Source organism: Bradyrhizobium sp. S69 (assembly GCF_009766005.1).
GTDB lineage: Bacteria > Pseudomonadota > Alphaproteobacteria > Rhizobiales > Xanthobacteraceae > Bradyrhizobium.
Window position 1 is genome coordinate 1 of record NZ_LMUK01000038.1, and the last position, 25,180, is coordinate 25,180.

The following is a 25,180-nucleotide window of genomic DNA, read 5'->3' on the forward strand; positions in this document are numbered from 1 at the left end:
AGGAACTGTGGCGAGCGGCGTCAAGAGAGGGTCCGGATAGTCGAGCGGGACGCCAGTTATGAGCTTCGCCGCATCAATCGCGATGCTTGCCAACGTGGTCACTAGATTGGGGTTCTTTCCCTCATCATTCTCGTCAAGTTCCATAAAACACCATATTCCGCGAGATAAGCGTAAGCGATTCGTATTCTGACCCTGATGCGCAAAACGCTCTTACGTTGCTGAACAGCGTGTTTATACACGAATAAAGGGTCGTTTCGGAGAGGACGCTGACTGGCTATGCTTGGATATTTTGCCGCGATGACGAAACGCGCTACCGCGTCGGCCCGGAAAATCGACGTTCGGCGAGGCGCAGCGCTTGCTAATGGGCAGCTGCTAGACTGCGTCGAACACCCGGTAACACCAACGGGCGTCAGGCAACCAGAATGCTGTGATCAAGATACGCCTCGGCCCCCTGTTCGTTAGCGGCTCTCGGCTGCACCCTCAATTCGCGCCCGAAGGGATCGCTTAACCATGTGAGCGTTCCGCGATGACGTGGGTGAACAATCTTAGCTATAGGTGGGCTGCGCCTATGGGCTTATTTACAGCGGTCTTGGCGCGGCTGCGCAATGCCACTAGGCTTTGAGGCTAGGAACGGCGCCGGAACGCTACTGGTCGGTCAATGGACTACCGAAACGTCCAATATACCCTTGAAGAAGATGACCATGGCTGGCAATGGGCCGTGGTTTTGGGCAGCCCGCCAAAGATCGAATCTGGCCACGCCGTGAGCAAGGGGACCGCGATCCTCAAGGTCTGGACCGCGATCGATCACGCTCTCGATTCGCACAAGCTCAGGTTGGTGCAATCGGACTGGCCCAAGACCTGATTTTAGAGAAAAAAACCCACCAAGCATGTCCGATACCCGAATTGATTAGCGCTCCCGCAATTCTCAGAAAATGGCCGTCAGTCAACAAGGAGCGCGTCAGCGCCTCGCTCGGTGCGCGTCCCTACATGATCATTGACGGCACTCTCGACGAGTGCATCCAGAAGTTAATGTTGCAGCCGGAATCGCAGCGTCATTTGTATGAAATTCACACCGCACCGCAGTCTGATCTGGTCAGCAAGATTTTGTCGGGCGAGCACGTCGTTGAGCTGGAGCGGCTCGGGGAATTTCTGCGAAAATGAATCCATCGCCGTCAGTTTCTTCTGTAGCGACCCAGCGTGAGCTAAGTTACCTCCAGTAGTATAGTGCAAGTGCACACGCGGCCTTGCGATCCACTGACACGGATATTGAATAGTGTTGCCCGACAAGTTCGGTACGAGCCTCGCTGCAATACGGCACGTCGTTCAAGAAAGGCAAAATAGGTGCCAGGCCTGATGGTCACTTGACCGGGATACCGGCGGTCCCTGGATCAATCTGACTTTGTCCCCGAGGGTCCGCCGGGACGCGTTGCGCGACAGTTCGTCTGCTGAGTGTTTGGCGTAAGACCCGCGTGCGGAGCCATGGCGTCTCCCATCGTCACGTCGTTAGACTGCCGAGGTGCCTATCATCACTAAACCATATCACCGGGTCTCAATGCTGAAAGCCTTGAACCGGCTGATCGCTCCTAGTGCCGCTGGCCCCGAAACGGGAAGCGTCGCTGTGTAGACCGGGGTCGGAGCTGTGCCTCCGAGTACGAGATCTCGAATCTGGCCACGCTGGGTGACCTGCCGGCGTATCCGACCCTACTCGTTTCGAGATCTCCGAGTTTCATTCTAATCCTTGTGCAGCCAGGTCGGACGTGTGCCAGGTCACGAAGTCTTAACGCAGTCTCAAGGTCATCGTGAACATCTTAAGGGTCTCGCCGTCTAATTGGGCAGGAGGACGGCAATGACCCGCCCAAGCTACACGGAACTCGCTGGGAAGCTCGCCCAAGCCCGCAGGCTGGCATCAGAGCCGAACGATCCGCTCACTGGGCTTCGATTGAGCGAACTCACAAAAGATTTAGAGGCTGAAATTCAGGCGTTGCTTCAGTTCGCCTGAGACAGGCGAGAAGTCGCGCTCAACAGTGCGCGTTCCGGCGGACGGATGTGAGGTGCGATCGCCGGATTTGAAAAAAATTTCGAGAGAAACATGGCCTTGGCCGTCTTGACATCGATTTCGTCAGCCGCCCGCCCCACGAGATCGATGGCCAAGTGCGGGAAACGATCGCTGATCTTGGATTGCCGGGCCTGAACCGGAACTTGCAGCGTCCTGATCCATTTGATTTCCCAACCATTAGGGAGACAGTCCATGACGCAAAACAAACCTGACCCGGTATCATCGGAAGCTGGCAAGCAAGTCCCGGCACGCCCACACGACACTGGCAGTGCGGCCAATGAAACCGTTGATGGGTTAGACGCCACCACTGAAACGCTCCGGCAAGCCGCCGAAGATACGCCTTCCGGCACCGGACCTGGCGATCTTGAAAAGACGCCCGTTTTCGACCGGGCCGATCTGGCACCAAAAATCTGAGCCAGAGAGTCGTGACAGTCCAAGGCTGGCGGCTCTTGTTCCAGTGCGGGAACGCCGTAACTCACCGGAATATACATATCCCCGAAAAACGTTCTAAACTGGTATTGCCGGGGCTTCTTTCATTCCGGACAAATTTTCATCCCGGTGGGTCGCTGAAAGGCGGCCCATTATTTATTGATCGCTAATGAAGTCTCATTCCGAGACGATCTCGCAACCAAATCTCGCTGTTTTCCTCAATCCAACGAGCCGCCTTTTCGGGCGAAGCAAACCGGCCGAGTTGGTCAATAGCCCCATCTGACCAGAGTACGTCAATTACGTAGTCCACACCATTACCAAGGCTGCGGACACTAAAAATGGGATCGTCATTGGGCATCATAGACTTCCCGAACCGAAAGCCCGGAGGCGGCGGCAACCGGGCTGATCGAAATTATTCTTAGAAGACAATGGAGCTAACTAAGCTGATCGCGCGCTTGGTGTCGGTGCAGAAGTGCACAGAACGCACCAAAACTGTTAGGAACGACTCTGGCACTGACCTGTTGGTTCTTCGTGTCGCGACCCCCGGCGACACATTCCAAGGACGGTCCCAGTTTCTTCCCTCCGCTGGGGCCGTTCTTTGTGCAGAGTTCGCTGGAACCGGCAAGGGGCCCTCATATTGTTTTGTCAAAATAGGGGAGGCTGACATGTCTCACTGTCGAAAACGCAATCCACCGGCAGCCCAATTCAACGCTTACCTGTCGGGCTGGGCGATAGCCTTCACGGCTCTACTCGGAACCCTTTTGAGGTTGTCCCTGCACAGCACGCTTAATCTAAGTAAAATGTGGGCGCGATATCGCTATAGCGAGCGTCCTGCACGCCGTACACGGGCCTCCCAAGGCTTCATACCGGTCCTATGGAATTCATCGTAGTGGAATTTGCTGAGCAGGATGACGGTGCCGTGGGGGGCCTTCCTGCCTTCCACATCACAGGCGCAGATACCGAGATGATGGAGTGCAGCACGAGGCCGCGGACACCAGACACACGGCAGCTCAGTAACGCGCGCCATCCAAGCTCTCAGCGGCGCTTTGGCTTGCTCCAGCATTGTACGCTTTCATTTGGTTTTCCAGGTGTCACGCGAGAGATAGCGGGCGACTTCACCGCCACCCATTGAGAAGCCAACCAAATTGGCGCCCTGGACGTCCAGCTTATCGAGAACTTCGGCGAGATCGTCGGCGAATGTATCGTAGTCGTAGCCTGTCGCTGGGTGACTCGATTGCCCAAAGCCGCGACGGTCATAGGTGATAACTCGATAGCCGGCAAAGTGCTCCTCGAGAATTGGGCTGATTGATCGAAAGGTTAAGCCGCGCCGCGGTCCTTCTTCGCAGTGCCGGGCTCCGCCATCTTACGATGCTGTTTGGCAAGGATCGGTGCCGGCGTGACATTGGCGACCGCCGACTGGATCTTGTTCTTGAGGCCGGCAACCACATCACCGTCACCGCGTATCATCGCATCGAAGCCAGTCTTGGCGACGTCCGCCGGATCGTCCTTCTTAGTGGTGCCGACATCGGTATCCATCATGTCGGCGCGCTCGAAAAATTCCGTCTCGGTAGCGCCCGGCATAAGGCAAGTGACCGTGACATCCGTCTCCTTGAGCTCTTCGCGCAGGGCGGAGGAGAACGAATTGAGGAACGCCTTGGTACCGTTATAGACCGCCTGAAAGCTGCCGGGGATAAAGCCGGCGATTGAGCCGGTGATGAGGATCTTGCCGGCGTTGCGCTGACGCATATCGTTGCCGATCTTGTGGATCAGATAGACCGTGCCGGTGACGTTGGTATCGATCACTAAGCGAGCGCGGTCGAAATCCTGATCCAGAAACCCGTGTCCAAGCCCGCGCCCGGCGTTTGCCAACAACGCGTCTACCGGCCGGCCTTTTGCCGCCGCGTACAGCTTGTCGACACCTTCGATGGTCGAGAGGTCGACTTCAAGCGCTTCGACCTGCTTGCCGGAGCCGCGCAGGGATGCCGCGGCGTCCAGGATCTGCGGCTCATCCGCTGCCATCAGTACATCGTACCCGTTATCCAGGCAGCGCTTGGCCAATTCAAAACCGATACCCGTTGACCCACCGGTTACGATCGCAAACTTTTCACCAATAGCCATGAAACGTCTCCTTTGTTGTTAGGCGGCCGTTGCGCCGGGTTTGAGGACAACTTTGATGCAGCCGTCCTTCTTGTCACGGAAAGTCTTGTAAAGCTCCGGCCCCTCTTCGAGGGATGCTCGATGGGTGATGACGACCGAGGGATCGATCTCGCCCTTTTCGATGCGTTCGAGCAGTTTTGGCAAATAATGCTGCACCGGCGTTTGCGCCATGCGGAAGGTCAGCCCGCGATTGATGGCTGATCCCATCGGGATCTTGTCAACAAAGCCGCCATAGACGCCGACGATCGAAACCGTGCCGAAGTTACGACAGCAATGGATTGCCTGACGCAACACGTGAGGGCGGTCGGTACCCATAAAGGTCGCGACCTTTACCCGATCTATTACCGCATCGAATCCCGATCCAGTGTCGGCTTCGGTGCCGACCGCGTCGATGCAGGCATCAGCTCCGCGGCCTTGCGTCAGTTCCTGGATCCGGTCGTAGACATCGTCCTTCTTGAAATCGATGGTAATAGCGCCCGCTTCTTTGGCGAGTGCCATTCGTTCGGGAACCGTGTCGATGGCGATCACCCGCTCGGCTCCCAACAGGAAGGCGCTGCGAATGGCGAATTGCCCGACGGGGCCACAGCCCCAGATCGCGACCGTCTCGCCGCCCTTGAAGTTGCAGAAATCCGCCGCCATGTAACCGGTCGGAAAAATATCGGACAGGAACAATACCTGCTCGTCAGACAGACCGTCCGGAACCTTGATCGGGCCAACATCCGCGTAGGGGACCCGCATGTATTCGGCCTGGCCGCCGGCGAAACCGCCCAGCAGATGGGAGTAGCCGAACAGGCCTGCCGGCGAGTGGCCCCAGAGCTTCTCGGCCTTTTCCTTGTTTGGATTGGAGCGTTCGCAACCTGAGTAAAAGCCGCGCTTGCAAAAGAAGCACTGCCCACAGGCAATGGTGAATGGGACCACCACGCGGTCGCCGACCTTGAGGTTCTTGGTCTCGGAACCGACTTCGACGACTTCTCCCATCGTCTCATGCCCGACGATGTCGCCCTTTTCCATTGAAGGAATGACGCCGTCAAAGATATGCAGGTCGGAGCCGCAGATGGCGCATGCGGTTACCTTGATGATGGCGTCCTGCGCATGCTGAATCTTGGGATCGGGAACCGTCTCGCAGCGTATGTCGTGTTTGCCGTGCCAGGTCAGCGCCTTCATCGTGTGTCCTTCTTCATGCGGTTGCCTCGATCAAATCCGATGATGAAGAACTTGTTCCTTACTACGGGATAAAGGCTCTAGAGTTGGTCGGCGAGCCGACAGAAAAACCCTATCTGGAATGGCGGACATAGCGCCGCAGACGCCACAGCGTTGCCGATACGAGCAGCCATGCGAGCGATCCTGCCGCCAGTGATGCGAGGCGGATGTTTGGCGTCAGCTTCCAGACGGCAAGTGCGAAGACGGCAAGGCCGACACTGCTAAGCGCCGCACCCGCAGTTTCCAAACCAGCGGCCTCGGTTCCCCGGCGATGGCCGGCGAGATTGTGTTCACTTTTTTTGCGGCGCTCGTGGGATTCAACCAGCGTGACGCTGGCGCAAAGGATCGCCGGAAACGCCAGGAACAAACCGCCGGTGACAGGGCCCCAGATGTCGCCGATGATCCCAGCAGCGAGCGTGGTGGCGCCGCCGAGTGCGAAGCGGAGGACGTACTCGTACAAGCGGCCTTCTTTGAGTGCGGAGAGTTTGGCGCGAATGATCATGCGCTATCCGATGATCAGCTGCTTGAGACCGAAAGCCGCGGCGAACCATAAGGCGAGGGCGGAGCCGGTCGCCGCCAGGGCGGAGATGCGAAAGCGCATCAGAAGCTGACAAACCACAAAGCCGTAGAGGAGGAAGGCTATCGCACCCAAGAGCATCGAGCGGCCTTCGGTCGCCACGTAATCCACACCTTGGTTGATGATCCCGAGCGTCAAGGTCGCGAGGGCCACCGAGGGCGCGGCGCCGAACAGGCCGGCAAAGCTCTTTGGCCGCAGCACGTCGCCCAGGATCGCAAAGGCCGAAACGATCAGTCCCCCGGCCAAAAATCGCAGGATGTAATCCAAATGCTGAGCCCTTCCTCATATTCCTTTATGAACTTTTTGCGACAGCAAGAGTTCAAACAGCAGGAGTTCAAAGTGTCGATGTGAACTGAAATGGCCCTGCTCACCGTTCGACCGACTCGTCTTGATGAGGCTATCGCCGAGGAGGTGGCCGCACACACCGACCGCCCGACGGAGCGCGTCACCAAGGCATTGACGTGGGGCGCTGATGAACATGTGCTTCTCGCATTTGCGGCGGTGGGATGGATTCTCACGCGCGCTTCACCCGAGCCGAAGCGTCGTCTCGGTACCCATGTGCTGGCATGCACGCTCACGACAGCGATTTTACCGCATATTATGAAGGTGTTTATCGATCAGAAACGTCCGGATCGCCTGACGATCAAGGGACATTTGCGCGGCATTCCGTTGTCTGGAAAAGCCGAAGACGCATTTCCATCCGGGCATGCTCTCCATGTCGGCGCGCTCGCGTCGGCGGCGACGCTCTTGCCGCCAAAGGTCCGCGATGCAGTCTGGGTCGCCGGAACGGTGTTGGTGACAACCCGCATCGTCTTGTTGGCGCACTGGTTTACCGACGTCGTGGTAGGCCTTGCGCTCGGTGTTGGCGTTGAGCGCGGCGTGCGATATCTGACCAAACCTGCCCCGGTCCGCGGCAGACAAACCAAGTAAAAAGCGGCCCACGAGGGCCGCTCTTCCTGTTATCCCCGCGAGGGATTACTTTCGGTTCTTGTTCATATCCTCGGCCATCGCCAGATGGTGCTGCAGCGTCGGCAAAGTTTTACCGGCCCAGTCCTTGAGCTTCGGATCCTCGCCGCCCTTGGCATAACGCTCGAATAGCGAGACCGCGTCCTTGTGGGCACTGACCTGCATCGGATCATATTCACCAGCGAAATCCTCAGGCTTGCTATCGCGAAGCTTGCCGAGCTTCTTTTGTGAAGAATCGTCGAGTGCAGTCGGAAGTGCGGCCTTCATTTCCCCGGAGACCATGCCCTTCAGTTCCGTGCTGGTCTTGGTATGATCGGTGATCATTTCGCCGGCAAAGGTCTTCTCTTGAGCGTCGCCCTTCGTCTGGGCGATCTTCGCGGCCTCGATTTCCAGCATGTCGCTCATCGCGGCTTCCTTGATGAAATCCTCGGTCTTGGGGGTGATGCCGAGCGTAGAATTGACGCCCGTCTTTTCACCGACCGATTGCGCATAGGCCGCCGATGACAAAAGTACAGACGCGAGAGTCAGAGTAGCTAGAGTGCGTTTCATGGGCTTGATCCTTCCTTAGGCCGCTTGCGCTTCGGCATTGACCGCCGTGTCGGCCAGCTTGGTGAGTGCGTCGTCGGTCTTTTTTTCTTCGGCCAACGTCTGATCCAGCAGCTTGACGGCATCCTTCATGCCAAGTTTCGAGGCCCACGTCTTGAGCGTGCCGTAGCGCGAAATCTCATAATGCTCGACGGCCTGGGCTGCGGCCAGCAACCCAGCATCAAGCGCTGGTTCACCCTCGTATTCCTCCATAATTTCCTTGCCCTCATCGAGGATGCCTTCGATGGCGTCGCACTTCTTGCCGCGTGCGGGCTTTCCCAGCAGTTCAAACACCTGCTCCAGCCTCTCGATTTGGCCTTCGGTTTCGTCGTGATGCTTCTCGAAGGCGGCGCGCAGCTGGTCGGAATTGGCTGCCTTGGCCATCTTCGGCAGCGCCTTGTGAATTTGTTTTTCGGCGTAGTAGATGTCTTTCAACGTATCAAGGAATAGGGCGCTCAGATCTTTTTCAGGCATGGGAGTCTCCGCATATCGGGGTGAGTAGCTGCCATCCAACCCGATTTTGTTTGGAAAGTTCCTTTTGCTTAGCTGGTTGTATTCGCGCCAAAAAAGACCGGCGTCCCAAAAACGTCCCGGGCGGGCGAGACTTCGAAAGACCAATGCCTGAGGCGATCAAGAGGCGCTCTTGTGTCGGGTTGCCGACAGTGAACGGAGGCGGCCTTTCTGCGTTGATCCCCGAGAAGGAGGCCGCCATGCCAAGAGACAAAGAGGGTCACGGGATCATTCTGGACGACAAAGGTCAGGAACAGCCCACCGACAAGGACCGCGCCCAGACCGCGCAAAAGACCGAGCCCGGTCGCATGCCGTCACAACCTGAGAAGCAAGAGAAACCCGATCCGAAGACTTGATTTCGTGTATCGGACGGATTCGCGTTCGGCGACAGAGCAACCTCAAGCCTTTAGTTCGTTCGGCTTTTCTGGCTTTTCCTCGGCGTCGACGATGGCCTCGACGATGGCCGGACCGGGTGAATTGAGCGCCGCCTGAATGGCGCTCCGCACCTCCTCCGGTCGTTCGCAGCGGAAACCGTCAGCGCTGCAAGCTTTCGCGAAGGCGACGAAGTCGATCGGCGACAGCGTACAGCCGTATTCGGGATTGCCTATTTCCTTCTGCTCAAATTTGACCTCGGCGAGACTGTTGTTCTTCAGGATGATGATCTTCACCGGAAGCTTGTTTGCGACGGCAGTCGAGAGTTCCGCCATCAACATCGCAAATCCGCCGTCCCCGACCACCGCCACCGAAGGCCGGTCCGGATAGGCCAGCTTCGCAGCGATCGCATAGGACAGTCCCGGCGCCATGGTGGCGAGCATGCCGGTGCCTGTCAGCCTTTGGCCGGCCTTAAGTTGTAGGCAGCGGGCGGCAAAATGGGTGTTCGCACCGCAGTCCAAAGAAATCACCGCGTTATCGGGAAGCAGATCGCTCAGTGTTCGGACGACCATCTGGGGGCGCAGGGGCGATCTCGTTGTAGTCACGACCTTATCGAGAAGCTGGTTCCAGTCCACCATCCGCCGCTGCGCTTCCTGCAGGAAGGCGCGGTCGGTCTTGGGCGTCAGCAGTGGCAGCAATCCTTGCAGGGTCGCCTTGACGTCGCCCGTCAGGCCGATCTCGACCGGATAGCGCAAGCCGAGGCGATCGGGTTTGAGGTCGACCTGTACACCACGCGCCTGTCCCGGCTTAGGGTAGTATTCTTCCCAGGGCATCGTCGACCCCAGGATCAGCACCGTATCGCAATTCTGCATCGCCCATGAGGAAGGGGCCGTTCCAAGATCGCCGATGCCGCCGGTCGTGAATGGACTGTCGTCGGGCAATACCGCCTTGCCGAGCAGCGCTTTGGCTACCGGCGCTCCAAGGAGGTCGGCAAGCTGGGTCACCTCGTCGCGGGCTGCAAGGGCACCCTGCCCCGCAAGGATTGCGACGCGCGACCCGGCATTGAGGACGGCGGCGGCGGCCTTCAGTTGGTCCGACGGTGGCGCCGACAACGGCGGGCTCCAGGACGTCGACGAACGGGCGCCCGGATTGCGCATAGATCGCTTGTCATCTGAGAGCTTCATCAACTGAACGTCTTTGCTGACGGCAAGATGGGCGACGCCGCGGTCGCCCAGGGCCGCGCGGCAGGCGCGGTTCGCGATCAGAATGGCGTGCTGTGGACCGGTGACCTCCTCGTTGTACACGGTCAACGGCTCCATCAATTTCACGGTATTCACGCTCTGCTGATAGCGGACACCGCGCAGATCATGGAACGTCAATCCCGTGAGCGCCACGACCGGCGCGCCATCGAATGCCGCATCATAGAGGCCGTTCATCAGATGGATCGCGCCCGGTCCGGTAGTGCCGACGCAGACGCCAAGGCCTCCGGTGTGCTTTGCCCATCCGGAGGCCATGAAAGCGGCGGCTTCTTCATGCCGAACGGCGATGTAACGGATCCGATCCTGGCGCTTTCGGAGTGACTCGATGATCGAATTGATGCCGTCGCCGACGATCCCGAAGACATGGGTCGCGCCCCAGTCGATCAGCGTCTCGACCAGGATATCCGAGGTGTTGATATCCGTTCCGGAATCCGGCGTTGGCTGCGGCGTGACATCCGCTTCCGTCTCGGAACGCTGCCCGGCCGACGCTGCGCGAGGAGCCGTGGCGGCAAGCCCGACTGCGGCAGCTGCCTGAAAGAAGCCACGGCGATCCCACCCGGAAGTCTTGTTGCTGCTCATTGCCGTATCCCACTCCGTATCGCCCCTCTCTCCCAACTCGACGGCTTCGAGTAGGTTCAAACGCGGCCTTAGGTGGTGGGGGAGCGCTTCGCGGGCGGTCAAATCGTCAGAATTTCAGGACGGTCCGCAAGCCGAACACCGCGGCGTCCTTCAGGACCTTCCCCGGCAGGTTGACGCCGAGCGGATTGGTCGCGCCCCCGCCTGGATGGGTGATGTATTGAAAGTTCGGCTGCAGCGTAAAACCGCCTCGGACTTCGTACTGATAGACGGCGGTGACGAGCCCTTCGTAGCTGCGACCTGGCCAAGCCAGGCCATTCAGTTGCTGAAAATCGGTATCGAGCGCCTGTGCCCAGGGCGAGACACGCGCATACCCGCCGGCGATACCGAATTTGTCCTTGGGCCGTTGTTCGCTAAGACCAATAAATTCGATCCCTGCATCAGCGTAGAGGTCGACGATGTTGCGGTCCGGCGGGCTGTAGGATGCCCGCCCGAAGATGCCTATGCCCCGATCGTCATCATGGCCGACCCGATAGATCTTCTGCTCGAACACCGAATAGACGCCGAAATCGCCGGATAGGTTGGCCGGAACGCCACCGGATGCCGGGTTGGCCAGCGAGACACCGGAAGGGGTGAACCGCTCGTCGCTAAACGTTCCGAAATGGCGCCAGCCGCCGACCTTGAACTTTCCGTCGAGACCCGGGTCGCCCTTCTTGCCGTTCCACAGGAATTGCGCCTCGGCGAGCACCAGCGGCGGGTCGTTGACGCGGAAGTTGAAGCCGTACCGGTCTCTCAACTGCGGGTCATCGGGTCCCGGGCCTGCCGCATCCCCATCGAATACGCCACCGATCAGTGTGAAGTTGTCGGTGAGGTCGGCTCTCAGCCGCGTTCCCATGGCAGCCAGCGGCGGCGACGGCCCCCCGCTGGGCATGTTCAGGGAAAAGCCGGCCGGCCAGCCCAGGGACGCGTTGGTGAAGACATCGGTGTACTTGGCGGTCATGAACTCGGTATCGGCGGCCAACTGACCCGCCCGCAGCGCGAGCTTGGTGCCCCACTTCTGCTCGAACCAGATTTCGTAGAGCCGGGTCGTCGGCAGCGCCTCGATCCCGCTCACGACCAGGAAGTTCAGCAGCGCACCCCTGGACAGACCGCCGCCGTCGATCTGGAACACGTTGGCGTGGAAGGTGAGCTGCTTCAAACCGATCAGCTTCTCGAAATCAACGTCGCCGGCGAAATTGATGCGGTCTTCGTAAACTGAGCCCTGTTTCGCGCCGCCCGTCGGATTGCCGAGCCCCTCGCCGATGTAAGTGATCGCAAACTTGACGCCCTGCTTGTCGAAAGGATTCGGCAGCAGGCCGAGCGTCGCCTCCTCGACAGTGCTCTCGCCGGTGTCGGGATCGGCGGGCTTGAGATCGTCGGTCTTTTTGTCCTCCTGCGCGAACGCGCCGCCCGCGAAGGCAGCAACCATGATCAAAGCCAACAGCCAGGAGCGCATCGCCCAATCCCACCTCTTGGTGGGCATGTTGCAGCTTTGGGCGGCCCCCACAACGCCCCGCCAAAGCTGCCAACAACATCCTCTGTGTACCAAAGTGAACACAACGCTTGGCCATGTGGACAGCAAAGGTGGAACCATTGCTTTTCGCCTTCACAGATCACTTAGTGAAACAAAGGATCTGGAGGAGCCGAGTGGCAGGTCGTCGAAAGCTGAACGAGGAAGACGCAGACACCAAGGAGAGCTTCCTAACTCGACTGGGTCCAGGATTGATCACCGGGGCCTCAGACGACGACCCCTCCGGCATAGGAACCTACAGCCAGGCCGGCGCGCAATTGGGGTTCGGCGTCGGCTGGACCATGCTCCTGACCTACCCGCTGATGGTCGCGATCCAGGAGATCTCCGGACGGATCGGCCGTGTCACCGGTCATGGCATCGCCGGCAACGTCTGCCGAAACTTCGGAGGCCCGGCGATCTGGTCGCTGGTCGTGCTGCTGGCCGCGGCCAACGCCATCAATATCGCGGCCGACCTTGGAGCAATGGCCGACGCCCTCAAACTGGTCGTTGGCGGATCGTCGGTTCTTTACGTCGTGGCTTTCGGCCTCGTCTCCGTCCTCGCTCAGGTCTTTCTCGATTACAAACGCTACGTCGCGATCCTCAAATGGCTGACGCTGGTCCTGTTCGCCTACGTGATCGCTCTGTTCGTTGTCAAGGTGCCGTGGCTTGAAGCCCTGAAGGGCCTGCTGGTGCCCACGATCCAGTGGAACGGCGCTTTCCTGACGACCCTGGTCGCGGTCCTGGGCACGACGATCTCGCCCTATCTGTTCGTTTGGCAATCTTCGCAGGAGGCGGAGGAGCAGCGTATCGACCCCAAAAAGCGGCCGTTGAAGGAAAACTCCGCGACGAAGCGTCGTGAACTTCGGCGCATCAGAATCGACACGATGGTCGGCATGGCGTTCTCGAACCTTATCGCGATCTCAATCATCATCACCACAGCCGCCACGCTGCACGCCAAAGGCGTCACCGCCATCCAGTCGTCGTCGCAAGCGGCAGAAGCGCTTAAGCCGATCGCGGGCGCCTTCGCCGAGATCATATTCGCGCTGGGCATCATCGGCACGGGACTGCTCGCGATACCTGTGCTGGCGGGCTCTACCGCCTATGCGGTCGGTGAAGGTCGCAAGTGGCCCGTCGGCCTGTCGCGCAAGCCGAAACAGGCCGTTGCGTTCTACTCCGTGCTGGCGCTCTCCGTTGGTCTCGGAATAGCGCTGAATTTCACATCCGTTGATCCGATCAAAGCCCTTTACTGGAGCGCCGTCATCAATGGCGTGCTGGCTGCTCCCGTCATGGTGATGCTGATGCTGCTCGTCAGAAACCGCGAGGTCATGGGCGATCTGGTCGTCCAAGGATGGCTTTACGTGCTCGGGTGGGCCTCGACGTTCGCCATGGCCCTCTGCATCGTCGGGATGCTTGTCAGCTTATTTTTGTCCTGATACGAGCGCTCAAGAATTGCTGAAGTTACTTCGCGTCACAAGAGCATCTCTCGAAGCCTGAAGGCGTCGGCGGGCGCCGCGCTCTTCTGGTCGTTGTCGAAATAGACGTAGACGTCCCTACCCCGTTTCTTCCAGGAACGAATGCGGCCGGCCCACTCGAGCAGAGTGCGGTCGGTGTAGTGCCCTTTGTAGCGGCCGCCTGGGCCGTGGCCGCGAACATACACGAAGTCCGCGGTCCTCTTCCAAGGTGCCGGCGCGTCGTGATGATCAGAGATGCAAAGCGAGATATTCCAGTCCGCCAGCATTTTGAGAATGCGCGGGGCATACCAACTCGGATCGCGAAATTCGAAGCTGTACCGGCGCTTGCTCGGTAGCATCTTGAGAAACCCACCGAGCCGATCTGCGTCCACTTTGAAGTTCGGTGGAAGCTGAAAAAGGATCGGGCCGACCTTGTTTCCAAGCAAGGAAAAGTTCGAGACTGTTGGCCGAGTTTTCCGACAGCCTTTTCCAGTGCGTGATAAATTTTGAGGCCTTCCACGCGAACACGAAATCCTTCCCGGTCTGCGAGCGCCAGCTTTCGACCGCTTCAGGAGTGGGAGTCCGGTAGAAGACGCCATTCAACTCCGCAGACGAAAACTGACTGGCGTAAAACTGAAGCTGCGATTTGAGCGGCAAACCTGTTGGGAAGAACGGAGCCTTTTGACGAGCCGCGCGGACTCGGCCCGATCGAATCCGGTGCCCACCTTGCCGGCGAAAATCAATTCGTTCTTATCGTAAACGCCGATCAGCAAAGCAGCCAGACGTTCGGGGTGTTTCGGCTGATAGGTGAATCCTCCGATGACGAACTCCTGCTCGTTGGTGCATTTTTCTTTCAGCCATACCTCAGTCCGACCGGAGCGGTAGATCGCGTCCGCTCTCTTGGAGATAATTCCTTCGAGGCCCATGCGGCAGGCTTGGGCGAGGACGTCCCTTCCGGCCCCTTTGAAATGTTCGCTGAAATGCAGATGACGATGTTTTCCTGGAATGACGGCGCGCAGTGCCTCCTTTCGCTCCAGCAGGGTCCGGCGACGAAGATCGACGCCATCGAGGTAGAGCGCATCGAACAGATAATAGTGCAGCCGGTCCTGTGCGTTATCGCTGAGCGCTTGCTGCAGGGCTTCGAATGACGTCGCGCCTGATACTTCGGAGCTTGTGATTTCCCCGTCCAAAATGGCGTTCGCGATCAGAAGATCGCCCATCTGGTCGGCAATGCTCTGGAATTTCCTCGTCCAGTCGTTATTGGATCGGGTGAGCAGTGTCACCTCGCCGTTATCGATGCGGCAAAGTGCACGATAACCATCGAATTTGATTTCATGAACCCAGTTGTCGCCCGGCGGCGGCTCGCCGACCAGGGTTGCGAGCTGCGGCTCGATAAAACGCGGTGGCGGGTCGCCGGCCTCCTTGGCGGACTTGCGCTTGGACTCCTTTGCTGTTTTTTTGGCCGTTTTCTTGGCCGTTTTCTTGGCCGTTTTCTTGGCCGTTTTTTGACGACCTTCCTGGCCTTGGCGGGCTTCAGGCGTTTGCTGGTGTTGGCCACTTTGGACTTCCACTGTTTGTTGCCTTTGGCGATGGCGGTCATGCTCCGACCGGAGGTGGCGCTTGTGCTGTAACGCTCCAGTGCGCGGTCGCCGTTCTTCTCATCCGCGTACTCGTCGTTCGATTTTATCAGGAGCCAATTGTCGCGCTTGTCGTTGCTCCGACCGCCCATGCGGACAAGATGCCATTCGCCCTTCAGCCGCTTGCCGTGGAGGACGAAAGTGAGCCGTCCCTTTGCATAGGCCGTCCTGGGATCACCGATCGGCTCCCAAGTGCCTTCGTCCCACAACATGACGGTGCCGCCGCCATATTGCCCTTCGGGGATAGTGCCCTCGAAGCTTCCGTATTCGATCGGATGGTCCTCGACGTGGACGGCAAGCCGCTTGTCGGCCGGATCGAGGCTAGGGCCTTTGGTGACCGCCCAGCTCTTCAGAGTGCCGTCGAGTTCAAGCCGGAAGTCGTAGTGCAGTCGGGTCGCGTCGTGCTTTTGGATGAGATACCGCCGGTCACTCGTTCCGCCTTTGCGAGTCGCGCCTTCGGGCTCGTCGGTCCGCGAGAAGTCACGCTTGGCGCGATAGCGCTCAAGCGACGATCGCATTGCGGTCTTGGCCGGCATGGGATTACGGCTGCCCGGTACCGCCGGCGGCACCGTAGACCGCGCCGGTGGTATAGCTCGCATCGATCGAGGCCAACTGCACGTAGATCGAAGCGAGCTCGGCCGGCTGGCCAGGGCGTCCCATACTGCTCATGCTGCCGAACTTCTCCAGCTTTTCCATGCTGGCGCCGCCGGAAACCTGCAGCGGCGTCCAGATAGGACCGGGCGCCACGCCACAGACGCGGATACCTTGGGTGCGAGCTGCTTACCGAGCGACTTGATGTAGTTCATCGTCGCCGCCTTGGTCTGTGCGTAGTCGTAAAGATCCGGCGTGGGATCATAGGCCTGCTCCGATGTGGTGCCGATGATGACGGACCCCGGCTTCAGATGCGGAAGAGCCGCCTTGATGATCCAGAATGGCGCATAAATGTTGGTCTTCATGGTCCAATCGAACTGCTCGGTCGAGATGTCGAGAATGGAATCATGAGCCTGCTGGCGGCCCGCATTGCTGACGAGAATATCGAGACCGCCGAGCTTTTCCACGGCGTCGGCGACGAGTCTGGTGCAGAACGCCTCTTCGCGAAGGTCGCCCGGCAGGGCCACCGCGTTGCGTCCGGCATCCTTAATCAGTTTGATCACTTCCTGCGCGTCCGGCTCCTCGTTCGGATAGTAGTTGATGGCGACGTCGGCGCCTTCGCGCGCATAGGCGATGGCGGCCGCGCGGCCCATGCCGCTGTCGCCGCCGGTGATCAACGCCCGTCGTCCGGCCAGCCGCCCGCTGCCCTTGTAGCTGGTCTCGCCGTGATCGGGCTTGGGCTCCATTTTGCTCGCAAGTCCCGGCCAGGGCTGCGATTGGCGCTTGAACGGCGGCTTCGGGTATTTGCTAACGGGGTCTTGCATGCTTTGCACCGGTTGTGGCGTGGACGAGGATGTTTGAGAAAACGCAGGGAACTCGATGCCGACGGCTAGGCCACGCCAAGACCTCCGACCACCTGACGACGCGAGATGCCCGGTTCCTTTTGACATCGGCGGTCAGCGGCTTGAGGCAGGATCGAGGTCGATCAGCGCGATGCCGATGTCGGCGTTCTTTTTGCGCCTCAGGTGCGTCGGCGTGTCGGTGAGGACGACCTCAAGCGTGGGCCGGACCATGCCGGCCATGAGGTGTCCGCCCCGCGTCGTTCCATCGGACAGCCCGAGAACGACGTGCACATGCAGGCTCGCCTTTCCGTCGTCACCGACCGCGACATCGCCGATCGCGCTCAGCACCTCGCACTGCTGATCGATTGCGATCTTCTTGTAAGTCTTCTTGTCGAAGTCGAACCAGCCGATGGTCGCCTTCTCGAACGCGCCGATGGCCGTCAGCGAGGCCGCCGTGATGCCCGTTTCGTTGGCGAACGTCGTGAGCGCCGCGAAGGCTTCTTCTCCGGAGTCGAGCACGACGATGCGGGTCTCGGATCCTCCATCGTCGGCTATCTTCTTGCTCTTCATGGCGTCAAGCCGCGCTGCGCTGGGTGTGACGGCCTTCCTTGACCTCTTCGATGATCTTGGCGCTGAAGGCCTCGAGATCGCCCGGATTGCGGGACGTGATGACGCCCTGATCGACGACGACTTCGGAGTCTTCCCATTTGGCGCCGGCATTGGCGACGTCGGTCTTGATCGATTTGAACGACGTCATCTTGCGCCCTTTTGCGATGCCCGTCTCGATCAGCAGCCACGGTGCGTGACAGACGGCAGCGACGACCTTCTTCGCGTCGAAAATGTCCTTGATGAACTTGAGCGCCTTCGGTTCGACCCGCAGCAGATCGGGATTGATCTGGCCGCCCGGCAGGACGATGGCGTCGTAGTCGCCGGCTGACACCTCGTCGAGGGTCTTGTCGACCTTGACCGGGCGGCCCCAATCCTTCTTGTCCCAGCCTTTGATCTCGCCGGCGGCCAGCGACACCACGTGGACGGTCGCACCGGCCTTCGTTAGCCGGTCGCGGGGCACCTCGAGTTCGGCCTGTTCGAAACCATTGGTGGCGAGAATCGCGATTTTTTTGCCGTTCAAATCCATGGCCCTAATCCTTCCTGTTTTTCCGGCCAGATAACGGGCACGTGCGGCCATCGTTCCGGTTTGGCCCATCGGCGCGGCGCCGCTTCTCCGCTCCAAAGGCTCGGTTCTGGCTTTCCGGAACATCGGGGCGCCGACGGACGTTGGGTCGGCGGTCAAACGGGGAACGAGAGCATGTCGGCGGCAGAACCTGTCAGGGACGGCGAAGGCGCCGACATCGTCGGACCGCGAAATGCGGAGCGAGAACGACAGGATCCCTTCACTGTCCGCCCACCGGCTTCTGATCACGGCACGATGCCGAACCTGAAGTGGTCGTTCGCGGATAGCCACATCCGGATCGAGGAAGGAGGGTGGGCGCGCGAGACCACCATCCGCGAGTTGCCGATCTCCAAGGCCATGGCCGGCGTCAACATGCGGCTCAAGGCCGGGGCGGTCCGTGAGCTTCATTGGCACAAGGAAGCCGAGTGGTCCTACATGCTAAAAGGGAAAGCCCGCATCACGGCGATTGATGAGGCCGGACGGACGTTCGCGGACGATGTCGGTGAGGGAGACCTTTGGTACTTCCCGCCCGGGATCCCGCATTCGATCCAAGGATTGGACAGCGAAGTCGACGGATGCGAATTCCTGCTGGTGTTCGACGACGGCAATTTCTCCGAGGATTCCACCTTCCTCCTGACCGACTGGCTGGCGCATACGCCGCGCGACGTGCTGGCCAAGAACTTCAGGACGTCGGAATCCAGGCTGGAAAAGCTGCCTTCGAAAGAGCTCTACATCTTTCCTGCCCCGAAGCCCGGTGCTCTCTCGGACGATCGGAAAACGGGCGCCGGCCTCGTGCCGAATACTTTCAGCCATCGCCTGCTTCAGCAGGAGCCGAACCGGATGGCGGGTGGTTCCGTCCGGATCGTCGATGCCACGAACTTCCCCGCCACAAAAACGATCGCCGCCGCCCTGGTCGAGCTCGAGCCCGGCGGCCTGCGCGAGTTGCACTGGCATCCCAACTCCGACGAATGGCAATACTACATCGAGGGCGAAGGCCGAATGACCGTATTCGGATCCGAGAGCAAGGCGCGGACGTTCGACTACCGCGCCGGTGACGTCGGCTACGTGCCGTTCGCCATGGGCCACTACATCGAGAACACGGGATCCGGACCGCTGCGTTTTTTGGAGATGTTCCGAAGCGAGCGCTATGCCGACCTCTCGCTCAACCAGTGGCTCGCGCTGACGCCGCGCGTCTTGGTCGATGCACATCTGAAGATCGACCCCGAGGTCGTTGCCGATCTGTCGACGGCCAAGCTGCCCGTATTGCCGAAATGACCGATCCCTTTGGAAGGATAAATTAATGGACCATCTGAGTTGCGACGTCGCCATCATCGGCGCGGGAACGGCCGGCCTGGCCGCGGAGCGAGCCGCCCGGAAAGCGGGAGCCGAGACCCTGTTGATCGACGACCGGTTCGCCGGAACCACGTGCGCGAGCGTCGGCTGCATGCCCTCGAAGCTACTCATCGCCGCAGCGGATGCTGCTCTCAACGCCCGCAAGGCTTCGACATTCGGCATTGAAACGAATACTTCCGTGGACGGTCGCGCCGTCATGGCCCGCGTGCGCAAGGAGCGCGACGGCTTCGTCGCTGCCACCCTGAAATCGATCGAGAAGATACCTGCCGGCATCTGCATCCGGCTGCGGGCTCGATTTTCGGACAAGACCACGCTGACGCTGGACGACGGCCGGAAGGTCTCGGCCAAGGCGATCGTGATCGCCACGGGCTCCCGCCCGAGCGTGCCGAAGCCTTTCCAAAAGCTTGGCGAGATCGTCCTGACGAATGAGACGATTTTCGAGTTAGAGTCGCTTCCCCGTTCGATCGCGGTGGTCGGCGCGGGACCTCTCGGCCTTGAGCTCGCACAGGCGATGGCGAGGCTTGGAGTCGAGACCGTCATGTTCGACCAGGGCGACCGCATCGCCGCGCTGCGCGATGCCGCGGTTGCCAAGAGCGTCAGATCGGTCCTCGGCAAGGAATTCCCCATCCACCTGGGCGTGAAACTAGAAGTCGAGAAGGACGGCGACGCAGCGCGTCTATCGTGGTCCGGCGCATCGTCGGGCACGGCCTCGTTCGAGCGTGTCCTGGTCGCCGCCGGGCGGCCGCCGGCTCTGCACGACTTGAATCTTGCGGCGAGCGGTCTTGAGACGAGCGACAAGGGGATTCCGAAATTCGATCCCTCGACGCTCCAGTGCGGCGACGCTCCGATCTTCCTGGCGGGGGACGCCGACGCTCAGCGTCCGGTGTTGCACGAAGCCTCCTCGGAGGGTGCGATCGCGGGACGGAACGCGGCATCGTTCCCGAAAGTGCGGAAAGCCAGGCGCGCCGTGTTTCTGTCGATCATGTTCACCGATCCTCCGCTCGCCGTGGTCGGCGCGCCCCCATCCGATGCCATGGTCTTCGGCAGCGCCTCCTATGCCGATCAGGGTCGAGCCCGGGTGGAAGCGCGAAACGAAGGGCTAGTCCGGGTCTATGCCGGCGCAGACACTGGCGTAATCGCCGGGGCCACTCTGTTCGGGCCGGGGATGGACCACATCGCCCACGTCTTTGCGTTGGCGATCGAGCGGCGGGAGACGGCGGACACGCTGCTGCAGCTTCCGTTCTACCATCCGACCTTTGAGGAAGGCTTGAAGCCCGCGCTGCGCGAAATCTGCGAAGCCGTGAAGTCGCCTGTCCTCGGGAACCTGGACGACATCGCGCCCCCGGGGGCTTGAAATGTCTGGGGCGGTACCTCTGGAGGGACGTCGGGCGCGGCAGGACGGACCGGGTTCAGTCGTGGTCCGACGAGTCGCCGAGATATTCCGCGAGGTATCGCGCCGTGCAACTCCGGGAAACGGCCGCAACCTCGTTGGGGACGCCCGATGCTACTATCGTGCCGCCCTCGTTGCCCGCCCCGGGCCCGATGTCGATGATCCAGTCGCTAACCGCTGCGACGGACATGTCGTGCTCCACGACGACAACGGTGTTGCCGGATTCGACCAGTCCTTGCAGTTGCGTCATCAATTTTTCCACGTCCGACGGATGCAGGCCGGTCGTCGGCTCGTCGAGCACGTAGAGCGTGCCTCCCCGCTGCCCGCGCTGCAGTTCTGTCGCGAGCTTGACCCGCTGCGCCTCGCCTCCGGACAGTTCGGTGGCCGACTGGCCGAGCCGAATGTATCCCAGGCCGACCTCGCGAAGGACCCCCAACGATCGCCGCAGCGGGTCATCGTCGGCGAAGAACTCAAATGCCCCGTCGACCGTCATCGCCAATACGTCCGCGATCGAACGGTCGCGGATCTTGATCTCGAGTGTCTTGGCGTTGTAGCGGGCCCCCTTGCAGGTCGGGCACGGAGTATAGACGCTCGGCAGGAAGAGCAATTCGACGCAGACGAACCCCTCGCCTTGGCAGGTCTCGCAGCGGCCTTTCGCGACGTTGAAGGAGAACCTGCCAGCGTCGTAACGCCTGGCGCGGGCTTGCCTGGTGGCGGCGAAAAGCTTCCGGACGTGGTCCAGCAGACCCGTATACGTCGCCAGGTTCGACCGCGGCGTGCGGCCGATCGGCTTCTGGTCGACCACGACGAGCCTGCTGACCTCGCCGAGGCCTTCGGTGATTTCGCCGCCGAGGGTTTGGACCGGCGCTTCGAGACCGTCATCATCATCGCCGGCTTCCTTGCGCTGTCCCAGTTCGTCGCTGACGGTGTCCACCAGAAACTGACTGATCAGGCTCGATTTTCCCGATCCTGAGATTCCGGTTACGCACGTGAACACGCCGAGCGGAAGGTCCACGTCCACGCCGTCGAGGTTGTTGCGCGTCACCCCCCGAAGCTTCAGCCAGCCCTCCGGAGGACGCGTCTTTCGCAAGCTCTTCTTGGTCACAGCGAACAGATACGGTCGCGTCCGCGATGCCGTCACGTCGGCGAGGCCCGGGAGCGGACCACAGTACAGAATCTCGCCTCCGTGTTCTCCCGCGCCCGGTCCGACGTCGACGATCCAGTCGGCTTGCCGCACGACGTCGAGTTCGTGCTCGACGACGAACAGTGAATTGCCTGACGCCTTGAGACGATCCAAGGCGCGCAGGAGCGCCTCAGTGTCCGCCGGATGCAGCCCTGCCGACGGCTCGTCCAGGACGTACACGACCCCGAACAGATTCGATCGGACCTGCGTCGCCAGACGCAACCGCTGCAACTCGCCCGGCGACAGCGTAGGCGTGCTTCGTTCGGGCGTCAGATAGCCCAGACCGAGGTCGAGCAGCACCTCCAGCCGCGCCGACATGTCTTCGACGATCCGCTGCACGACCAGAACCTTCTCCGGATGACCGTCGTTGGCCGCGCCGTGCGGCACATGGGATCCGAGTAGGTCCCTCAGACCTTTGAGCGGCAACCGCGATATGTCCGCTATGTCCATTTCGGCGAAGGTGACCGACAGAGCCTCCGGCTTCAGCCGCTTGCCCTTGCAGACAGGGCAGTCAGAGCTCGACAGAAACTGCGCCACCCGGCGCTTCATCATCGCGCTCTGGGTCGTGGCGAAGGTCTGCAGCACGTACTTGCGCGCGCCCGTGAAGGTGCCTTGATAGCTGGGCTCCTCCTTGCGCTTCAGTGCCCTTTTCGTCTCGGCCGGCGTGTATCCGGCGTAGACCGGCACGGTGGGCTGCTCGTCGGTGAAAAGGATCCAGTCGCGGTCTCGCTTCGGAAGCTCGCGCCACGGCTTGTCCACGTCGTAACCGAGGGTGATCAGGATGTCCCTCAGGTTCTGGCCCTGCCAGGCTGTCGGCCAAGCGGCAACCGCGCGCTCTCTGATCGTCAGACTGTCATCGGGCACTAAGGAGCGCTCGCTGACCGCGTGGACGCGACCGATGCCGTGGCAATTCGGACAGGCGCCTTCAGGCGTGTTCGGAGAGAAAGACTCCGCATACAATAGCGGCTGTTTCTTCGGGTAGTCGCCCGCGCGCGAATAAAGCATCCGAAGCAGGTTCGACAGCGTCGTCACGCTGCCGACCGACGACCGCGTGGTCGGCGAACCACGCTGCTGCTGAAGCGCCACTGCGGGGGGCAACCCTTCGACCGAATCCACTTCCGGCACCGCCATCTGATGGAAGAGCCGCCGCGCATAGGGCGAGACGAATTCCAGATAGCGACGCTGGGCTTCCGCATACAGCGTCCCGAACGCGAGGGATGACTTTCCGGATCCGGAGACGCCGGTGAAGACGACGAGGGAATTGCGGGGGATTTCGAGCGAGACATCCTTGAGATTGTGCTCACGGGCGCCCCGGACGCGAACGACACCACCGTCTGCCTGTGTACTGCGTTCACCGTTGCCGCCAATCAAGGATTTGTCCATTCGATTACTCGTTGCGCGAGCGAGCCGTAACGGCCTTCGATAGGAAAGTGCTTACACAATCGCGGGTTCCATGATCGACGCTCGCCCCGTCGTCGTTTACGAGGCCAACTCTCCGCCCAAGCCGCCGGCCTTAAGAGATGGAACTCGTTTCGCCGCTCAATGTTCTGTCTGAGGAGCTTCGCAGCGGGACTGCACTCCAATCCATACCTGCAGAACGCCAGGCCGGCGGAGCTTTGCAGCAAAGAGTGTGTACATGGAAGATCGTCGATGCTGAAAGCTCTCGCGTTCAATTGCTCGCTGAAGTCATCTAGTAGTGCGGAAACATCTTCGACTGAGGCGCTGCTTTCTCAACTCATTTCGCAATTGCATCGTAACGGCGTGGAGACTGAAGTGGTCCGTGCTGTCGACCATGACATCAAGCCCGGCACGGACCATGACATGGGCAATGGCGACGCTTGGCCCGCCATACGCGCCAAACTCCTCGCGGCAGATATTGTGGTGATAGCGACCCCGATTTGGCTGGGCCAGCCCTCAAGCGTCGCGAAGCGCGTTCTGGAAAGGATCGACGCCTTTATCGAAGAATTAGACGAGAAAAACCGTATGCCGACCTTCGGCAAGGTCGGGCTTGTCGCGGTCGTGGGCAACGAGGATGGCGCCCATCACGTCGCTGCCGAAATCTATCAGGCGATGAACGATCTCGGCTTCTCTCTCGCGCCCACTGCAGTCACCTACTGGGTCGGCGAGGCCATGACGGGTAAGGAATACAGCGAGTTCAAGAAGCCGCCCGAAAAAGTGGCTCTCGCGTCCGCGATGGCTGCATCCGCTACGGCCCACTTGGCGAAACTGCTGAGGGCAAATCCCTATCCCGGAAGTGCCAAGTAGATATCGGCCGGTAAAGCTCGAAAGAGATGTCAAGATGACCAATCGCGCGCAGCAGATCTTCAAACCGGAATTTCGCTTCGGATTAGGCGGAGTATCTCTCGGCAACGAGTTCAACAAGCACACCGACAAGGACGCCGAGGCGACCCTCGAGGCTGCGTGGGCAGTCGGCGTGCGGTATTTCGACGTGGCGCCCTGGTACGGGTTTGGACTTTCGGAGCGCCGCTTCGGTCACTTCCTGCACAACCAGAAGCGCGAAGACTATCTGCTTTCTTCCAAGGTCGGAAAGCTGTTCAAGGCTTCGAAAAACAATCGGCATGCGGACATCTACCCGCTCTCGGATTCTCCGAACGACATCGTGTTCGACTATACGGCAGATGGCGTACGCCGGTCGATCGAGGACAGCTTGCAGCGCCTCGGTGTTGACAGTCTGGACATCGCCTTCGTTCACGACATCTCCCCGGATTTCGCGTTCTTTCCGAACGGCTGGGAAGAGCAGTACGAAATCGCCCGCAAAGGCGCTTTTCCTGCTCTCTCGAAGATGCGTGACGAAGGCGTCATCCGGGCTTGGGGCATCGGCGTGAATACGTCTCTGCCGATCCTCAAGGTCATGGAGGATGCCGATCCCGACGTCTGTCTATGCGCCCGCCAGTATTCGTTGATTGATCACGCCAGCGCAGTCCAGGAACTCTTCCCGGCCGTTCGCAAGAAGAACGTATCGCTCGTCATCGGCTCCTCGCTCAATGCCGGCTTCATTTCCGGCAGCCCGCGCTACAACTACGGCAAAGAGAACTTCAAGATTCCCGCAGCCGCGATCGAAAAGCGGGAGAAGTTCCGTGCCGTAGCCGCCCGGTACGGCGTCGATCTACGCACTGCCGCGCTTCAGTTCTCTTCGGCCGCGGACGTCGCTGTCGCTCTGGTCGTGGGCGCACGAAGCGCGCAGCAGATTCAGGAAGACTGGAATTCGCTGCAAGCCAAGATCCCTTCTGATTTCTGGACCGAACTCAAGCAGCAAGGTCTGATCGAGGCAAACGCAGCGCTTCCCTCCAGTTCGGAGTCTTGAG

General features: G+C 60.3%; 23 protein-coding genes and 3 pseudogenes. 10 read left to right on the top strand and 16 right to left on the bottom strand.

The features are described from left to right. Positions 1 to 711 precede the first annotated feature (711 nt). From GSQ88_RS35655 to GSQ88_RS14805, 3 genes are all read left to right on the top strand, one after another. On the top strand, positions 712 to 1,161 hold the full coding sequence (locus GSQ88_RS35655; RefSeq protein ID WP_246784803.1) for a hypothetical protein: 450 nt from the start codon (positions 712 to 714) through the stop codon (positions 1,159 to 1,161). 685 nt (positions 1,162 to 1,846) lie between these two features. Next, entirely contained in the window at positions 1,847 to 1,999 is a 153-nt protein-coding gene (locus GSQ88_RS14800) for a hypothetical protein (RefSeq protein ID WP_159008495.1), read from the top strand. 249 nt (positions 2,000 to 2,248) lie between these two features. Further along, on the top strand, positions 2,249 to 2,470 hold the full coding sequence (locus GSQ88_RS14805) for a hypothetical protein (protein ID WP_159008496.1): 222 nt from the start codon (positions 2,249 to 2,251) through the stop codon (positions 2,468 to 2,470). Between the two features lie 1,108 nt (positions 2,471 to 3,578). Here GSQ88_RS14805 and GSQ88_RS14810 read toward each other — a convergent pair. The 5 genes and pseudogenes from GSQ88_RS14810 to GSQ88_RS14830 all read right to left on the bottom strand — a co-directional run. Further along, a pseudogene (locus tag GSQ88_RS14810) lies at positions 3,579 to 3,791 on the bottom strand (alpha/beta fold hydrolase); the annotation flags it as partial. Between the two features lie 11 nt (positions 3,792 to 3,802). Continuing rightward, complete coding sequence (locus GSQ88_RS14815) at positions 3,803 to 4,603, bottom strand: SDR family NAD(P)-dependent oxidoreductase (protein WP_159008497.1); 801 nt, start codon at positions 4,601 to 4,603, stop codon at positions 3,803 to 3,805. Between the two features lie 18 nt (positions 4,604 to 4,621). Beyond that, on the bottom strand, positions 4,622 to 5,806 hold the full coding sequence (locus tag GSQ88_RS14820) for a zinc-dependent alcohol dehydrogenase (protein WP_159008498.1): 1,185 nt from the start codon (positions 5,804 to 5,806) through the stop codon (positions 4,622 to 4,624). A 109-nt stretch (positions 5,807 to 5,915) separates the two neighbouring features. Then, positions 5,916 to 6,344, bottom strand: coding sequence for a hypothetical protein (locus GSQ88_RS14825; protein ID WP_159008499.1), 429 nt, complete (start codon positions 6,342 to 6,344; stop codon positions 5,916 to 5,918). A gap of 3 nt (positions 6,345 to 6,347) precedes the next feature. Further along, positions 6,348 to 6,686, bottom strand: a complete 339-nt coding sequence (locus tag GSQ88_RS14830; RefSeq protein WP_159008500.1) for a DUF3147 family protein — start codon at positions 6,684 to 6,686, stop codon at positions 6,348 to 6,350. A 90-nt stretch (positions 6,687 to 6,776) separates the two neighbouring features. Here GSQ88_RS14830 and GSQ88_RS14835 point away from each other — a divergent pair, with 90 nt between their 5' ends. Beyond that, on the top strand, positions 6,777 to 7,349 hold the full coding sequence (locus tag GSQ88_RS14835) for a phosphatase PAP2 family protein (RefSeq protein ID WP_159008501.1): 573 nt from the start codon (positions 6,777 to 6,779) through the stop codon (positions 7,347 to 7,349). Positions 7,350 to 7,394: 45 nt separating this feature from the next. On the opposite strand, the gene GSQ88_RS14840 is transcribed toward GSQ88_RS14835, so the two are convergent. Further along, positions 7,395 to 7,934, bottom strand: a complete 540-nt coding sequence (locus GSQ88_RS14840) for a DUF4142 domain-containing protein (RefSeq protein WP_159008502.1) — start codon at positions 7,932 to 7,934, stop codon at positions 7,395 to 7,397. A gap of 15 nt (positions 7,935 to 7,949) precedes the next feature. Then, positions 7,950 to 8,444: a YciE/YciF ferroxidase family protein gene (locus GSQ88_RS14845; protein WP_159008503.1), complete on the bottom strand. Its 495-nt coding sequence runs from the start codon at positions 8,442 to 8,444 to the stop codon at positions 7,950 to 7,952. 143 nt (positions 8,445 to 8,587) lie between these two features. On the opposite strand from GSQ88_RS14845, the gene GSQ88_RS14850 reads away from it, so the two are divergent. Continuing rightward, positions 8,588 to 8,836, top strand: a complete 249-nt coding sequence (locus tag GSQ88_RS14850; RefSeq protein ID WP_159008504.1) for a hypothetical protein — start codon at positions 8,588 to 8,590, stop codon at positions 8,834 to 8,836. 42 nt (positions 8,837 to 8,878) lie between these two features. Here the strand turns inward: GSQ88_RS14850 and GSQ88_RS14855 are convergent, their stop codons facing one another. Together GSQ88_RS14855 and GSQ88_RS14860 are read right to left on the bottom strand one after the other, a co-directional pair. Then, positions 8,879 to 10,792 (bottom strand): thiamine pyrophosphate-dependent enzyme, encoded by a 1,914-nt coding sequence (locus tag GSQ88_RS14855; protein ID WP_210253815.1) that lies wholly within the window; start codon positions 10,790 to 10,792, stop codon positions 8,879 to 8,881. Between the two features lie 4 nt (positions 10,793 to 10,796). After that, positions 10,797 to 12,209, bottom strand: a complete 1,413-nt coding sequence (locus tag GSQ88_RS14860; RefSeq protein ID WP_246784804.1) for a carbohydrate porin — start codon at positions 12,207 to 12,209, stop codon at positions 10,797 to 10,799. Positions 12,210 to 12,295: 86 nt separating this feature from the next. On the opposite strand from GSQ88_RS14860, the gene GSQ88_RS14865 reads away from it, so the two are divergent. Continuing rightward, the gene (locus GSQ88_RS14865) at positions 12,296 to 13,669 is read left to right on the top strand and encodes an Nramp family divalent metal transporter (protein WP_159008916.1); all 1,374 of its coding nucleotides are present in this window, start codon (positions 12,296 to 12,298) and stop codon (positions 13,667 to 13,669) included. Between the two features lie 35 nt (positions 13,670 to 13,704). Here the strand turns inward: GSQ88_RS14865 and GSQ88_RS14870 are convergent. From GSQ88_RS14870 to GSQ88_RS14895, 6 genes and pseudogenes are all read right to left on the bottom strand, one after another. After that, positions 13,705 to 14,401, bottom strand: a pseudogene (locus GSQ88_RS14870) (DUF72 domain-containing protein). Continuing rightward, a complete protein-coding gene (gene ligD / locus GSQ88_RS14875; protein ID WP_246784834.1) occupies positions 14,287 to 15,081 on the bottom strand; it encodes a non-homologous end-joining DNA ligase in 795 nt (264 codons plus the stop codon). The pseudogene GSQ88_RS14870 and the gene ligD overlap by 115 nt, the downstream one beginning before the upstream one ends. Then, on the bottom strand, positions 14,967 to 15,860 hold the full coding sequence (locus tag GSQ88_RS14880; protein ID WP_210253816.1) for a DNA polymerase ligase N-terminal domain-containing protein: 894 nt from the start codon (positions 15,858 to 15,860) through the stop codon (positions 14,967 to 14,969). The genes ligD and GSQ88_RS14880 overlap by 115 nt, the downstream gene beginning before the upstream one ends. A gap of 4 nt (positions 15,861 to 15,864) precedes the next feature. Continuing rightward, a pseudogene (locus GSQ88_RS14885) lies at positions 15,865 to 16,739 on the bottom strand (SDR family oxidoreductase). 132 nt (positions 16,740 to 16,871) lie between these two features. Continuing rightward, positions 16,872 to 17,327 carry a PPC domain-containing DNA-binding protein gene (locus GSQ88_RS14890; RefSeq protein ID WP_159008506.1) on the bottom strand — a complete coding sequence of 152 codons (456 nt, stop codon included), beginning with the start codon at positions 17,325 to 17,327 and terminating at the stop codon, positions 16,872 to 16,874. A 4-nt stretch (positions 17,328 to 17,331) separates the two neighbouring features. Next, positions 17,332 to 17,892, bottom strand: a complete 561-nt coding sequence (locus GSQ88_RS14895) for a type 1 glutamine amidotransferase domain-containing protein (protein ID WP_159008507.1) — start codon at positions 17,890 to 17,892, stop codon at positions 17,332 to 17,334. 171 nt (positions 17,893 to 18,063) lie between these two features. Between GSQ88_RS14895 and GSQ88_RS14900 the strand changes: the two genes are divergently transcribed. After that, a complete protein-coding gene (locus GSQ88_RS14900; RefSeq protein WP_159008918.1) occupies positions 18,064 to 19,203 on the top strand; it encodes an oxalate decarboxylase family bicupin in 1,140 nt (379 codons plus the stop codon). A gap of 25 nt (positions 19,204 to 19,228) precedes the next feature. After that, a complete protein-coding gene (locus GSQ88_RS14905; protein ID WP_159008508.1) occupies positions 19,229 to 20,635 on the top strand; it encodes a dihydrolipoyl dehydrogenase in 1,407 nt (468 codons plus the stop codon). Positions 20,636 to 20,690: 55 nt separating this feature from the next. On the opposite strand, the gene uvrA is transcribed toward GSQ88_RS14905, so the two are convergent. Next, positions 20,691 to 23,237: an excinuclease ABC subunit UvrA gene (gene uvrA / locus GSQ88_RS14910; protein WP_159008509.1), complete on the bottom strand. Its 2,547-nt coding sequence runs from the start codon at positions 23,235 to 23,237 to the stop codon at positions 20,691 to 20,693. A 267-nt stretch (positions 23,238 to 23,504) separates the two neighbouring features. Here uvrA and GSQ88_RS14915 point away from each other — a divergent pair, with 267 nt between their 5' ends. Next, positions 23,505 to 24,119 carry a flavodoxin family protein gene (locus GSQ88_RS14915; RefSeq protein ID WP_159008510.1) on the top strand — a complete coding sequence of 205 codons (615 nt, stop codon included), beginning with the start codon at positions 23,505 to 23,507 and terminating at the stop codon, positions 24,117 to 24,119. Positions 24,120 to 24,153: 34 nt separating this feature from the next. Continuing rightward, a complete protein-coding gene (locus GSQ88_RS14920; RefSeq protein ID WP_159008511.1) occupies positions 24,154 to 25,179 on the top strand; it encodes an aldo/keto reductase in 1,026 nt (341 codons plus the stop codon). Position 25,180 lies beyond the last annotated feature (1 nt).

What these genes read in the sequence shown, in the direction of transcription:
- GSQ88_RS14825 (WP_159008499.1), bottom strand. Translation starts at nt 6,344, where the DNA reads ATGATCATTCGCGCCAAACTCTCCGCACTCAAAGAAGGCCGCTTGTAC.
- uvrA (WP_159008509.1), bottom strand. Translation starts at nt 23,237, where the DNA reads ATGGACAAATCCTTGATTGGCGGCAACGGTGAACGCAGTACACAGGCA.
- GSQ88_RS14890 (WP_159008506.1), bottom strand. Translation starts at nt 17,327, where the DNA reads ATGAAGAGCAAGAAGATAGCCGACGATGGAGGATCCGAGACCCGCATC.
- GSQ88_RS14895 (WP_159008507.1), bottom strand. Translation starts at nt 17,892, where the DNA reads ATGGATTTGAACGGCAAAAAAATCGCGATTCTCGCCACCAATGGTTTC.
- GSQ88_RS14805 (WP_159008496.1), top strand. Translation starts at nt 2,249, where the DNA reads ATGACGCAAAACAAACCTGACCCGGTATCATCGGAAGCTGGCAAGCAA.
- GSQ88_RS14860 (WP_246784804.1), bottom strand. Translation starts at nt 12,209, where the DNA reads ATGCCCACCAAGAGGTGGGATTGGGCGATGCGCTCCTGGCTGTTGGCT.
- GSQ88_RS14920 (WP_159008511.1), top strand. Translation starts at nt 24,154, where the DNA reads ATGACCAATCGCGCGCAGCAGATCTTCAAACCGGAATTTCGCTTCGGA.
- GSQ88_RS14815 (WP_159008497.1), bottom strand. Translation starts at nt 4,603, where the DNA reads ATGGCTATTGGTGAAAAGTTTGCGATCGTAACCGGTGGGTCAACGGGT.
- GSQ88_RS14905 (WP_159008508.1), top strand. Translation starts at nt 19,229, where the DNA reads ATGGACCATCTGAGTTGCGACGTCGCCATCATCGGCGCGGGAACGGCC.
- GSQ88_RS14915 (WP_159008510.1), top strand. Translation starts at nt 23,505, where the DNA reads ATGCTGAAAGCTCTCGCGTTCAATTGCTCGCTGAAGTCATCTAGTAGT.
- GSQ88_RS14800 (WP_159008495.1), top strand. Translation starts at nt 1,847, where the DNA reads ATGACCCGCCCAAGCTACACGGAACTCGCTGGGAAGCTCGCCCAAGCC.
- GSQ88_RS14840 (WP_159008502.1), bottom strand. Translation starts at nt 7,934, where the DNA reads ATGAAACGCACTCTAGCTACTCTGACTCTCGCGTCTGTACTTTTGTCA.
- GSQ88_RS14880 (WP_210253816.1), bottom strand. Translation starts at nt 15,860, where the DNA reads ATGCCGGCCAAGACCGCAATGCGATCGTCGCTTGAGCGCTATCGCGCC.
- GSQ88_RS14835 (WP_159008501.1), top strand. Translation starts at nt 6,777, where the DNA reads ATGGCCCTGCTCACCGTTCGACCGACTCGTCTTGATGAGGCTATCGCC.
- GSQ88_RS14820 (WP_159008498.1), bottom strand. Translation starts at nt 5,806, where the DNA reads ATGAAGGCGCTGACCTGGCACGGCAAACACGACATACGCTGCGAGACG.
- GSQ88_RS14850 (WP_159008504.1), top strand. Translation starts at nt 8,588, where the DNA reads ATGCCTGAGGCGATCAAGAGGCGCTCTTGTGTCGGGTTGCCGACAGTG.
- GSQ88_RS14900 (WP_159008918.1), top strand. Translation starts at nt 18,064, where the DNA reads ATGTCGGCGGCAGAACCTGTCAGGGACGGCGAAGGCGCCGACATCGTC.
- GSQ88_RS14865 (WP_159008916.1), top strand. Translation starts at nt 12,296, where the DNA reads ATGTGGACAGCAAAGGTGGAACCATTGCTTTTCGCCTTCACAGATCAC.
- GSQ88_RS35655 (WP_246784803.1), top strand. Translation starts at nt 712, where the DNA reads ATGGGCCGTGGTTTTGGGCAGCCCGCCAAAGATCGAATCTGGCCACGC.
- GSQ88_RS14845 (WP_159008503.1), bottom strand. Translation starts at nt 8,444, where the DNA reads ATGCCTGAAAAAGATCTGAGCGCCCTATTCCTTGATACGTTGAAAGAC.